Genomic DNA, 13419 nt, shown 5'->3' on the forward strand with positions numbered 1-13419 from the left:
CCTCTGCTCAATCCAAAAGTGGAATTGGAAAATTCACTTCTTCTGCCGAAATACCATCAATATATTTTTTACGAAACTCTGCGTCCTGCATCCGACAGCTCTTTGCGCGATTGCAATAAGGCTCGCTTTGAATCATTTTATTCCAGAGAGTTTCAATGGATTCTTCGGGGAATTTTCCCACGCTCAAGGGCGTGAAATCGCAGGGGCACATTTCTCCGTGGGCCGTTAAGTAGAATTGCGTGTTTCCTGCAAAACAAAAGGCCGAACCGGATTTGCTGGTGAGGGTGGATTGGGCCGAGATTCCCGGATAAGTGGGCTGTTTTCGATAGTAGAGCACTCGGTTTAAAATTATTTGGCGATCTTTCTCTTGAAGCAGCTGCTCGGTGTGGTGCAGCCACTTTCCGCTGGGGATGGCGTCAAAAAAAGTCAGTTCGTGCACGCCCAGCTTTTTGCCCAGTTCCATCATTTCATCCAAAATGCCTTCTTGGACCCGTGCCGGGCTGAGATAAGAAGAAATCGCGACCAGCAGGCCTTCCCGTAAGAGATTTTCTATCCCCTGCAGGGCCTTTTGAAACAAGCCCGCGCGACGTCTCAACGCATCGTGAGTGTCTGCCTGCGGGGAATCGATGGAAATAAAGACCCCCATCAGACCCGCTTGCTGTAAGGCTTTCGCTCGGTCATTATCTATGAATTCCCCATTGCTGAATAGGGTCACCACCGATTTTTGTGCATCCACTTTCTCAATCAAATGAATTAAATCTTTTCTCAGTAAAGGTTCTCCTCCTAGTAAGATGAGATTTGTCACCCCCAAGTGTACCGCCTGATGAAGTGCTGTCTGGAGCTGATCCAGCGGGAGATCCGATTTGGAGGCTTGATTGTAAAAAAGGGCCGAGCAGTGTTCGCAAAGGCATTGGCAATGGCGATTCACCGCCACGGTGGCGGTAGCCGGGATGCGTTTATTCTCAAAACGTCGTTTTGCCCTCATCCACAGCGCACGCGCTCCCACTGGGCTTGCCAGAGGAGCTTGGTAAAGGGAAAGGACAGGGGAGTTTTGAAAAGAGCCGATGCGTTTATACAGGCTTGCCCGATCCAGATAATGTTGCAGGTAGCTTTGCACTTTAGCATCAATAAAGACTTTGGGTTCCAGTAGAAACTGATTGTTTTTGAAAGTAATTTTAAAAGGGAGGGGGGCCATCTTCTTTTCCTTCTTCAAAACTCCATTCCATTTTTTTTCCAAAACCCAGTTTGTTGTCGATCAAACGGGCCCTTCTCATTTGGAGGGTGTAGAACTGATGGGCAGGTTTTGCCAGCAAAAAGGCGCGGCTGAAAGGAAAACGTTTGAAATAGATTTCTCTTGTCTCCTGAGTTTTATCCAGATTCACCCGGCCCCAGATTTGAGCACCTTGTATCAGTCCTATCTCTTCGGTTTCCAGGTAGATGCTTGCGGCAACAGAGGGAGAGACGGCAATTTCCTGAATATGACGTGTGCTGGATTCGGAGCTAAAAATGAATCGCCGCGTTTCAGCATCAAAGGCATAAAAAAGTGGGGTGGCATGAGGCCCTGCCGTTCCCTGACTGGCAAGACAGAACACATGGTGTTTTTGAATCAATTGAATGAGGGGGAGGGTGGAGTTCATAGCGTCTTAGCAACCCTGTCAAAAATTTGCCCCCCTGTCATCCAATGAACACAATTTCTGACTCTATTCAACTTCAAATCCCCTACAGGGCTTAACAACTCCAGGCATTTTTTATCAATACAAACTGGAACCGAATTTGCTTCAAAATAATGAGGGCTTGAGCTCTTTGAGCCCTATTAAATCGGGAGAGTGAAATGGGATATTTGTGTAAAGCAATTCGGTCGAGCAAAACTTTTTTTGTCTTATTAGCAGTATTATTTTTCGATGTTGGCAATCCTTCTTTGCTTCGGGCTGGCCCTTCTAAAGCACACGGCGAAGCTCCTCCCGCTGAGGAAAGTTCTTCGTCCGATTTTTATGTAAGCCCTGCGGGCAATGACTCGAATCATTGCCTCAGTGCCGATTCGCCCTGCCTGAGTATTGGTGCTGCCCTCTCAAAAACCAGGGGGGGGTCTGGTGCAAAGACCATCCATCTCGCAGTGGGAAATTATTCCAGAGTTAATGGCAGTTTTGCTGGTGAGAGGATGCCTATCACAATTCAGGGGCATAATGCCTTGGACACCCGTATCGATGCACGCGGTGAAGGGGGAGCCGTCAATTTGTCCGATTCAGCATCGGTGTTTACTTTGCAGGATTTGGCTATAGTGAATGGACATGGGGCCGAAACTTACACTCTTGGAGGGGGCATTTATAACAATGGGACCCTCAACCTGATCCGTGTTGCCCTCATGAACAATCGGGCAAATAACGGAGGAGGAATTTATAATACTTCTTCAGGCCGGCTGAAAGTAGAAGATTCCAGCATTAGCTCAAACGTTGCTGAAACAGATGATTTGGGCAATGGCAATGGGGCCGGCATTTATAATGCTGGATTTTTAAGTTTGTTAAATACCACCCTTTCTTTTAATTGGGCCGCTGGAGGGGGCGGTGGGCTTTATGCGGTAGCCGGTTCTCGCAATAAACTGGCCTTTACCACGGTGAGCGTGAATGCTGCCAATGCCCAGCGCACCACCACTGGAAGAGGAGCCGGAATTTATTTGGAGAGGGAGGCTTCTCTGGATTTGAAAAATTCTCTGGTCGCTAGCAATGCGAATGGAACGGGTTCGCCGACCACTCCTACTACCGAATGGGGAGATTGCAATATTGCACCTTTGCTGGCAGCAGGCCCCAGCCAAACTGAAATTATTAATTTGGGTACCAATTTTATTGCAGCGGATGCCTGTCATTTTCCTCCCGAAGCAGGAATTGTAGGCAGCCCAACCTCGCCCGAAGACGCCAAGCTGGGCCTGCTTTTCTACAATGGCGGCTCCACCATCACACAGGCACTTCTGGCAGAGAGTCGGGTCAACACACAAGTGAGTGGAGAAGATTGCAACGATCTTTCAGCGCCTCCCATCCCCGTAACCCATGACCAACGCGGTGTTGCACGTCCGTTGGGATTTTCTTGCAGTTCAGGGGCCTTGCAGGCCTCGCCCCTGTTGATTCCTATTTATTTGGCAGGGACACCCCCTGTCGAACAGCCTTTGGCAACTCTCAATTTTGGGGATGTGCTTGTGGGGACCACGAGTTCACAATTAGTACGAATCAAAAATATGGGCCAGTTTCCTTTAACTCTGACCCCTGTTCTGACCCCTGCCGGCATGTTTAGTGCAAGTGCTGTCCCTCTGGATCCTGCGCACCCGGGCAGTGCGGGTGTAGAGGCGTGTAACAATGTATTACCCACTCATTCCTGTTTTATTCGTCTTGATTTTAGTCCCAGCGCGGTGGGGGCCGCCATCACCCGTTTGACCTTTACGGGAAATAATCCCGCAGCTTTTGACTCCATCACCGCTGTCAACATCAGCGCAAATGCCGTTGCGACAGCAGATCATCTTGCTCCTGCTTCCGCTTCGAGTGGCGATGAAACTGGAGGAGGCGCAGGGGCTGCTGCTCCCACTCCCACTGCTGCTACTCCCAGTTCTGGTTCAGATCTTGCTCCTACTGTTGCCCCGGCGCATCCTGCACAAAATTCGAATACTGCCGCAGAGGTTGGAACCACTCCCCCTGAAAGTACTGACAAGAGCAGCAGTTGCAGCCTGGCCCTAGCCTCCTCCAACTCGGCCAGCGTTGTTTGGATATTTTCGCCTTTGCTTTTGCTGGGATTGAGATTAAGAGGCTTCGCTTATCGATTTCTTAATCTTTCTTCCTGAGCCTTTTTAATCAGGGCGATGATGCTCGATACAATATCCGAACCATCTTGTTTAATGATTTTGCGATTCATGCCCTTGAAGTTTCTATCCAAACTTTGCTCGGTGACATAAGCCCCCATGGCAAGCATCATGATCTGTACACCGGTCGCTTTGGCGTCGGCCTGAATTTGCTCCATGCTTCGATGATGGTCAGACCCATCGTCTCCATCTGAAATGACGATGATCATCTTGGTGCCAGAGTTGTTGCCTTTCATGGCCTCCAAGGCCTTGTCGATGGCCTTTCTAATGTCGGTACCGCCTCCCATAGCATGGAAGGCTTCTTGCTTTTTATTCAGTACCTTGTTTTTTTCTTGATAAGACCCAGTGGGTGCCCCCAGGGGTTTTGTCCATTCTGCGCCATTTGCAAACACAATTTCTCCATAGTCGATACCCAGAGTTTCGCAAAAGAAAATGAGCGTGGCAGACCCCGCCAGGGCCTGATTGAGGGCAGGGGCCATCGAACCCGAAACGTCGGAAACCAGGATGATTTGGGCCTCGTATTGTCCGGGCTCCGCATTGTTCTGAAAGACACGGCCTGTGGGCACTGCTCTCATTTCGTCTTGCGCCGCGGCCTTTACATCCATTTGAGGGCCTCGAGCGACCGGGCCATCTCGCTCACTGGGATTGTCCGGAGGAATGAGGCGATGCAATTCTGCCAAGGCATTACTTGTTTCTGTATCTTTAGGGCGATGCTTCTCAAAAAGTCCCAGGTCTTGTGTTGCAGCGGCTTCAACTTGCTGCATTGCATTCTTTAGGGCCTCTAAATCCTGAGGGCTCATGACAATATCGGGAGGAGGGGCTGCTTCCTCTGCGGCTTCCGCTTCGTCTGCCTCTGCTACCTCTGCCTGTTTATCCGCATGAGCGGCTCTGTCTTTTTCTCTTTCTGCTTCGCCTCTTGCCCCTTTATTTTGTTTATCCAGGGCTGCTGGTCCTGCTTTTCCGGGCTTTCCAGGCCTTCCGGGCTTTCCCGGTTTTGCTGCCCCGGGTTTTGCTTGGCCTTCGGCTGCATCCCCCGCAGCGTCTCCCTCTTCGGCCTCATCGCTGTCTTGCTCTTGCTGTGCGGCTCGTGCCTTTGCCACCTCTTCATTATTCATTCTTTTAAGGGCAGGAGAATGCGGTTCAAACTCTTCGGCCATTTTTTCGGCACGATTTTCTAGCACTTGCTGGGCAATTTCTTTTGCTTCCTCGGATACACGAGGATTTGTTTCTGAGTCTCCCTCGGCCTCGGATTCTTGTCCTTCTCCTTGTCGCTGGCCTTGCCCCTGTTGTTGCTGGGCCATTTGTTCCAACATCTCTTCTAAATGCTCTAAGAGCTGTTCTACAATTTCTTGAGGGGTTTTTCCTTCGTTCAACATTTGTTGAATCAGGTTTTGAACGTAGTTCATTCCTTTGGGTAATAATTGTTCAAAAATAGGATAAGCAGATTCTAAATGGCGGCAGAATTCGTCCAGGCAATCCTGGCGTTCCTGGGCATTAATTTCTTGAGGAAAGGCCTCAAACGCCGGCTTTAGCAGAGGGCAGGCTTTTTCCAGGGCCTCATACACATCCGGGTCCGTAACCCACAAAGGGATATTCCCATGGTAGGCATAATAGGCCAGGGCGTAGCAGAATTGCTCGTGGGGAAGATAGCGGCCCATTTTATGGTAATATTCATCCGTATAGGCTTTCGGTTGCGAAGTGCCTTCAAAGGCGGTCATCTGTTCTTCAAATTCGCTTTTTGCCATGAGCTTTTCACCCATGCGTCGCACAAAATTATTCATGCGTCTTTCTCCCGCCGCATTGAATAAAAAGCCATCGATGGCATTGCGATGCCAACGTGGCACCACTCCATCAATCACTAGATGGGCCCACTCGTGCTTGCCAATGCCCAGCGCGGCTTTCAGGGGCCGGGTGAGGAGATCGCTCAAGCCTATGGTGATTTCTTTCGATTGAGGGTTGGCAAAATTTTCCTCGCCCAAGTTGAAATTAATTTTAAAAGCTTTGCCGGTGGCCAACATAATTTCCCGCTGAGTTCTCTCTGTGAGATAGCGAATAACTCTCTCCAGCTTTTTTCTTGTGGCAGCAGAAATGGGGACCAAGGCCCCGCGGGCATCTCTTTCGGCATAAACCCATTGCCCTTGTTGTTGAACCACTACCAACCTTGCAGGCAGTTGAAACTGCTGAGTTTGAAAATCGGGATGGATATTCAGCGTTACCGCTTGAGCTTCTGGGCCTGGATCTTGTGCCGTGATATTTTTAAACACGGCAGGCCCCACGGGGTTGGTTGTTGCCTCCTCATCCACAGCAGGCGCTGCAGTAGTTGACACTCTTTCTTGATAAGCAATGCCTGCACCTGCCAGAGGAGCGGGTTGGTTCATCATGTGCTTCACAATTTCAGCCCGGTCTCCGGTGCTCATTCCAAAATCGTCCATCAGATACATCACCGCCACACGACTCATGGCCGCGCCCGATTGCTGATTGCGGCCGGCATATTTTCCAAAGGGGGGATTGGAACTCATGACGATGAGTGATTTTTTGTCTCTCTCAATACGGGCATAAGGATTTTTTAAGTAGAGGGCCTTATCGCTATCCAGCAAAGGGTTGAAGATGCCTTCCACTTTGGGAGGATCAGCCAGCAAAAATTCATCCAAGAGCAGCACAGAGGGTCTCGTGACCGCTCGGTGTACTTTTCCTGGCGAAAAATTGTATTCGCCTGTGAGGGGATTTTTTCTCAAGCCTCCCACCAGTTCGGTTTCATCGCTATTGGCGCTGAGGGTGTGGTCGATAAATTCATAGCCCAAAAGTTTGGCCAGTTGTTCAGGGATTGTGCTTTTTCCTTCACCAGCTTCGCCCAACAACATTACGTCGACACCCAGGGAGTGATTCCATAAAATTTCATCCACGACATTGAGCGCTTGGCGAGTCCACACAAAACTCTTTGCAGCGAGGGCCCTGCCAGGAAGATAATTTTTGTAAATTTCTTCGAGAGTGGGTTGAGGAATGTTTTGAGGGCCTATCGCCTCTGCATGCCAGTGCATGGCCGTGGCATAATCTTTAAAGGTGGTTTTGATTACCTCCCAAACACGGTCTCTATCGGCCTTGTCGGCCAGGGGCAGGATATATTCTGCGCGCAAGGCCCTGTTTAAAACCGCAGGGGTGATTTGCGGGCTCGCCGCCAGACGTTGAGACAGGCGCAAAATGGAGCGCGGGGTAAATTCCACTTTTTGTTCCACCCCACTTCCCAGGGGAGTGATAGGCGGCGCCCCTTGGGCAGCTTTGATCATGTGCTCGTGAAAAACAACCAGGCGTTGAGAGAGATCCTGGCTCCATCTTCTCTTCCCTTTGTTGTGGCATGCAAACAGTTTTTCAACCACTTCCAGGGTTTCCTCGAAGGTCCAGGGGCCTACATACATCGATACAAAACGCCTGAGAAAATCGGGGCCATGGTCATGGCGTCCCAACTGACCGGTACCGTTTTCGGTGGCATAGACGCGGAAGGCCGGATGAACAGGTTTTCTTACCAGCTCTCCTTTTTCGTCATAAGTCCAAAAATAATCGGAGTGCTGGATGATATTATTCAAGGCCGCCAGGGTCCCCGGTTTTGCCGTATCGGGTTCATCCAACACTGCATGAAAGCCATGTTCCATGGCGACGGTCAAAGGCCCGGGAATGAAGACGGGGGCCAAAACAGCTCCCACTTTCTTCATACCCCAAACACCCACGAGTTCATCGGAATCCGTTCGTTTTGAGAAGGGCACGCGAAGCAAGGGCACACCCATAGCAGAGGCGATGATTTCAGGGAGCGTGGTTTTGGCGGTTCCTGGCGGGCCAAATAAACGGATAGCGACCGCTTTGTTCAAATTAATGAGCGAGGCAATTTCATCCAGCATTCCCAAAAAACGCGCAAAGAGCACGACCTTGGGCATTTGAGGAATCAGCCCGCGATATTCTTTGGGAATGCTATGCAGCGGGCGGCGGGGGAGTTCCTTGTAATAATTTTTGGGGGCCTTAAAGGCCTGTGGATTGCTCAGGGCTGGGTCTTTCTTTACGCTGCGAATCATCCAGCAATTGGCTCGGTTAGGATCTTTTAGGAAGGCCATTTGATAATCTGGCCCTGTGTGCGTGATTTGATTAGTGAGATAATTGTTTCCGTTAATGATTAAACCATCCCCCTTGGCCAGAGTTTGGGTGCCTGTGAAGTCTACGGGAGGTTGAGTTCCTGCCAAATTGGCAGAGCGTGTGATTTGAATGACATTGAAAGAATCACCACCAAGTATCCTGCCATTCATAACCATTACATTTCTACCACCATTGATGGGATTTTTTAAACGTGTGATTTCCAAATTCCCCTGGGCATCCATTTTAAAACTGATTTCTGCCTCATTGTTGCTCTCATTCATACTTAGAGCTGCAGACTCAATATTCATAAAGTAAGGCTTGTTCGCAACCAGCTCTTTGGCGCCGCTGGGTATTCCGATGAGCTTGGAGCTGACACTGTCACTGGTCGTGCCGGAACTTTTAGCGATTGCTTTATTTTGAATATACCAGCTCTGTAGATCGGCAGCATCTTGTACGAGCTCTGCAGCAGCATGAATGTCTAAACGAATATCCTGAATGGTGCTGTGTCCAATTCGAATACAATTTGCCCGCTTGTGAGTGGGGTTAAAAACAGGTTTAAAATAGGGGATTTTTATTTTTGTTTTTCTTCGTATTTGTTCGGTAGTTCCATTGTGAGCAAGGTAAAGCTGAGTGCCATTGCTAGAATGGTCGTCCTCAATGTTAAGGAGTCCGTCTTTATCAATTTGGAGCGTTAAATGCTCGCCACTGACCATGGCATCTGCAATGGAAATATCACAGGCAAAATGACGTCCAATGCTAAAAACTTTTTCGGGTGTAAGTTCGAAACGTTGAGCGGGGCTAATAATAAAGGGATTGGCTTCTTCTTTGGGCGCCTCCATTTTTTCTACATTTCTTAAAATCCATATATTTTCTTGCCCCTCTTCTTCCGAAGCGACAATTTCTGCTGCAGCGCTGTAGTTTTTTCGTCTATCTTCCAAATACTGTCGGCCAAAAGACAGGGTGGCTCCAGGCGGGATAACTTGAGAGCGATTTGCTGGCAACCTGCTATAGTCAGAGTCAGGTGCCCCCTTGTTTTTAAAATAAGTTCCATTACTGGAATCCCTGTCTACAATGTCCAAGGTACCGTCAGGCCGCAGCGTCAGCCTAAAATGCTTGCGACTGACTCGGTCGTCCTGGGGTGTAAGGATATGATTGTCTCCTTCTCGGCCAAAAGAGATTACTTGTCGGGGGATTACAGAAACAGGCCCGCAGTAACACTCCAGATTAGTCAGGGTGTAAAGGTTGGGATTGCTGGAATTGCGGACCAAAACAAAAGGACCCTTTTTATTTTTGATATTGTTGACAAGGGTAAAATCCACGGAGGCAGTAAAAGAAATAGGAGTAGGAGAAGGCTCTAAAACTTTTTCTACACGGGTTAGGCTTCCGCTGTTTTCATCATAAACGGGGTAGAACACTTTTATCTGGTCTTGGCCCTCCGGAATTTCCAAACTGATCATCTGCCCCATGCTATAGTCGAGTTCAATTTTGAAATTTTGAGCGAGTTGATAACGTTGCCCCGCTTTTAAAACGTGTGATTCTGGAGGAAGCCGACGCAAACGACCCACGGCTTCTATCCCGGACAATTCCGAGGGCAGGTTGCCATCCAAGGGGAGGGCCTCCACAATTTTTTTCAAATGATGAATTCCGGCGATGGCTTCCTTCAAATCTTCTTGAGCGGCAAATCTCAAGAAGAGGGGTTCGATGGTGTTATTCACATCTTTATATTTTTGGGCCAGGGCATCTGCCTTCAGGCTTTCGGCTATAGCAGCCAGTGAATCGGGGGCCGGAGCTTCGGCAACACTCACCTCGGGATCTGTCAGATCCGATTCTATTGCAAAACCAAACTCAAAATTCTTTTCTTTCAATTGAGCCAGAAAGTCCGTGACAATTTCAGGATCATGAACCTGGCGCAAAACCAGTAAAACAGCCTCTTTCCCAAGGGCGTCTAAATCTGTTGTGGCAAGAAGAATTCTATCCAGCACCGGTTTCCACCAGAGTGCGGGGCTGGGAAGAGTAACTTTGGTTTGAACCTCCTCTTTTTCCACCATTCTTTCCAGGGCTCGTTTCACCTTAAGGCGTTCTTCTTTGGTCTTTTGAAAACGGCCAAAAAGCAATTCGCCACCCCAGACGACCGCACGGGTTCCCAGTTCGATGGAGTCTCGCTTAATCATTTCCAGCCACCAGCCAATATGGTTAAAACCAAAATGGATGGGATCGAGCCGTTCGCCTTTTCCTGCCTCTTCGTAATCTTCTTTGACGGTATTGGGAAAGACATTCATCTGTCGGATCAAATTTTCTGAAAGGGCCATGCCTACCTGCAAGAGAGGCACTTCAATGGGGGTGGAGACGGCAGAGTCATCCTCTGTTTCACTTGCAAGCTCACTTGCCTTGGGTGCAGCGGCTACTATTCCTATAATTGCACTAAAAGCGGCACCTAAGGCCCACCAAAAACCCTGGCCCATGTGTTGTACTGCCTGTGTGTGGCAGCATCGGGCCATTTGGCTTCCCAACAAGGTAGCCAGCCCCATCGTGACCGCAATGGGGAGCACTGCTGCGGAACCAGGGAGTAGAGATTCTTTTTTTGAACTGCTGAAGTTTTCAGCAATCCTTGTACGCCTGCAGTCGGCGCTTCTTGTTCTGCCTCCTGTTGCTGTTGCTCGTGCCTGCTGTGCCCCTTGTCCCCAGGGAGCCGCGTTGTCATTCTCTGCATTTTCGGAAGGAAGGCTGAAGTTCGCTGGAGTGCTACTGGGCAAAGGAGTGGGGGAGTACAAGGGGGCTGCGGGAGGAGTTGCCTCATGAAGTGGAGCTAAGGTGGACCCCTCTCCCGAAAATGCTCTCGCATTTTCCTCTCCCGCAAGGGGCGAGGGAGTATTGGGAAAGGAAACTTCTTGAGTTGGATGTTCGGCTAATTCTCTCCTCACGCGCTTTTGCACGGCACGGGATAAATTTCTGCGCGAGATATTTTCGGTCTCAAGCAGATAGCGCAATCGTTGGGTTGCAAGCTCTACAGGCGCATGCACTTTTGCCAGGGCTCGATCAATAATCCGTAAGCGTCTCTTTGCTTCGCTCAGATAAGTGTGCTGCTCCTCGTGTTCGTAACGGGAAACGAGGTTTAAGAGGAAGGGGCTGTATCCTCTGTCATTGGTTTTGTCGTTCTGGCGAATGCCAGAATCTTCATGGATTGAATTTGTTGCCCCTGTATCCAGTGAAATCCCCGTGAAGATTCCGGCCTGCGCCGGGATGACAGAGGATGCCAGATAATTTGCAATAGCAGAGACACTCACCCTTTTCTCAGTGTTTGAATTCACAATCGCCTGAATGAGCAGATGGGTGCCAATTGCAGCGGCTTCGGGACTTGTCCGTTCTATCTGTAGCTGTTCCAGCGCCTGGGTAATTTCTAATCTTGTGTTTTCAGAAATGTGCTGTTGCAGTTGCTCCAGGGTTCCGCCACTGTGATGAAATTGAAGCAGCCAGGGGAGGAAAATGTTTTGATCGAGCTGCCAGTTTATTTTGTCATCTCGAGCGATGGCGAGAGATCCAGTGGATTCACTTGAAAGGAGACTCACTGGATCTCCCATTGCCACTGCGTCTTCATTCGAGAGGGCCTGATTTTCTTCTAATTGCTGGCTACTAAATTCCGACAAATGCTGCAAAACCTCCCCAAACTCCTCTTGCAAGGTTTGCAGTTGAAGCTGGGTGACTCGGGTTTCTATTCGGGTGGTAAAGTGTCTTCCAAATTCTCCCTGAGGATCTGCGGCCAATTCTCCGGTGGCGTTGTTTCCTATTTGCCACCACCACTGGGCAGTGAGGTTGTTTGATTCATTGACTCCCAAGAGATGCTTTACAATCTCGATGCTACCCATTCCACATTCTGTTAAAATATCGCTCCAGAAATGAAACTGATTGCCCAGCAGCCGAATCAGGCCTCTTCTTAATTCTCTCACTCCTGTTTCTGAGACTTCCCCCAAAACGGCGCTGCGTGCCACTCTCCCCGTTAAGCCCTCCATCTTCACCGCCACCACTCCGCACATGGCTCCGGTCACAAAGGCCTCTCCAAATTCTGCAATCACTTCCCGGGGGCTCTGGCTACGTCCCAGGTAGAACTCATGTCCCATTTGTACCACCACCTGGAAAAGCCCGTTGACTCCTCCGCTGCAGACTGCCACTCCTAGACTTCCCAATCCCATCCGGGTGGCGATTAAGGTTGCGATGCTACCCGCAATGGCTGCTCCCACGCCTATCAAAGGGGAGATGGCTTCAAAGCGAGTAGTGGCTAAAAAGGGAAGGGCGCTGCGAAGGGTTTGTCTGAACTCGAGGGCCCCGGCGGCCGATCGCAAATCGTTTTGCAATAAATGCTGAATTTCAGCGCGGTGGCTGCTTTCTCGGGGCAGGCCTTCCAGAATTCCCTGAATCGTATTTACCGAAATGACTCCGGCTCTTTCTCCCCGCGTCTGCCAGGCTCGGGTTCCAAAATCTCTCAGATTATGAAGGGTAGAAAAGAGGTCCAGTCTCAAGCGCTGCACGCTACGGTCAAAGGCCACTCGGTCGGCGTGACCTTCCACAAGCCTCATCACGCCTTCGGAGGTGATGGTTTCAAGATCAGACACAAAGCCACGATTTTCTTCGATCATCTTTTGACAAAAAGAAATCCCTCGGGCCTCTACTGCCGACGAAGACAAAGACAAATCGGAGACCGAGTTCAGATAGGCGACTAGGGCCTGAGAGGTTTCATCCTGGGAGTGTAGTAAATCAGCGACGACTGCATCGTGGGATATTTGTTGAAGGGCATCCAGTAGGGGCGCCCCTCTGTGGTCGCCCGCAATGGGATCTTCAATTGACGGGCGGGCACTGAGGCCCGCCCCTACATAATGTTCAGCCAGGTGTTGCAACACCGTTTGCACTCTCGCCTGAAGCTCTCGCGAGCCTTCCTGGGGATATCTCAGCGCATAGCGTTCCATCAAGACGGGAGCAAGGACAGAGGTTACTTCTCCCAGCCGCCTTTCCTTGAGCAAATTCAATTCCAGACTTTGGGCATCGCTGCGTGAAATTTCTCTTCCCCGAATCATTTCTTCTAATCGAATGCGTAGATGTGCAGGATCCAGCCGGCGCAGGGCCTCTCCCTGGGGATCCGAAGGATTCGTATTGGCCGAAACCCTTGGGGTGGCTTCTGTGTGCAAGTCTGTGTGGAGGCTTGTTGCCAGGTTGACATGTTGAACCATAAAAAACCCCTTAAGATTTTAATTTTCCGCAGAGCCGCACCATACCCCCGCGTGTGCAGCTGTCTTAAGGGTTATCGGCATTAGGGATATAATGTTGCGGAATATTTTAAAAAAGGATGCATTTAATTACTGGGGGTAAAAAAGAGCAAAAAGTAAGGAAAGTTTAATTTTGCTTAGAGATAAAAAGAAGGCGAGGATTTCTTGGTTTGAAAAGGACAAGAAAGGAGCCTCGCCTATGAT

4 protein-coding genes are annotated in these 13419 nt (G+C 49.7%); 1 reads left to right on the forward strand and 3 read right to left on the reverse strand.

Features of this window, described 5'->3' with window-relative positions; genetic code table 11:
* Positions 1-7: 7 nt before the first annotated feature.
* Entirely contained in the window at positions 8-1195 is a 1188-nt protein-coding gene (locus HQM15_06785; GenBank protein ID MBF0492469.1) for a radical SAM protein, read from the reverse strand.
* Positions 1176-1637, reverse strand: a complete 462-nt coding sequence (locus HQM15_06790) for a pyridoxamine 5'-phosphate oxidase family protein (protein ID MBF0492470.1) — start codon at positions 1635-1637, stop codon at positions 1176-1178. The genes HQM15_06785 and HQM15_06790 overlap by 20 nt, the downstream gene beginning before the upstream one ends.
* A 194-nt stretch (positions 1638-1831) precedes the next feature.
* Between HQM15_06790 and HQM15_06795 the strand changes: the two genes are divergently transcribed.
* A complete protein-coding gene (locus HQM15_06795; GenBank protein ID MBF0492471.1) occupies positions 1832-3823 on the forward strand; it encodes a hypothetical protein in 1992 nt (663 codons plus the stop codon).
* On the opposite strand, the gene HQM15_06800 is transcribed toward HQM15_06795, so the two are convergent.
* Positions 3796-13179, reverse strand: a complete 9384-nt coding sequence (locus tag HQM15_06800) for an AAA family ATPase (protein MBF0492472.1) — start codon at positions 13177-13179, stop codon at positions 3796-3798. The two genes, HQM15_06795 and HQM15_06800, sit on opposite strands and share 28 nt — an antisense overlap.
* Between the last annotated feature and the right edge of the window lie 240 nt (positions 13180-13419).

This window comes from Deltaproteobacteria bacterium, from assembly GCA_015233135.1.
Classification (GTDB): domain Bacteria; phylum UBA10199; class UBA10199; order JADFYH01; family JADFYH01; genus JADFYH01.

Excerpts from the sequence above, each read along its gene's own strand:
- HQM15_06795 (MBF0492471.1), top strand. The coding sequence starts at position 1,832 with ATGGGATATTTGTGTAAAGCAATTCGGTCGAGCAAAACTTTTTTTGTC.
- HQM15_06785 (MBF0492469.1), bottom strand. The coding sequence starts at position 1,195 with ATGGCCCCCCTCCCTTTTAAAATTACTTTCAAAAACAATCAGTTTCTA.
- HQM15_06800 (MBF0492472.1), bottom strand. The coding sequence starts at position 13,179 with ATGGTTCAACATGTCAACCTGGCAACAAGCCTCCACACAGACTTGCAC.
- HQM15_06790 (MBF0492470.1), bottom strand. The coding sequence starts at position 1,637 with ATGAACTCCACCCTCCCCCTCATTCAATTGATTCAAAAACACCATGTG.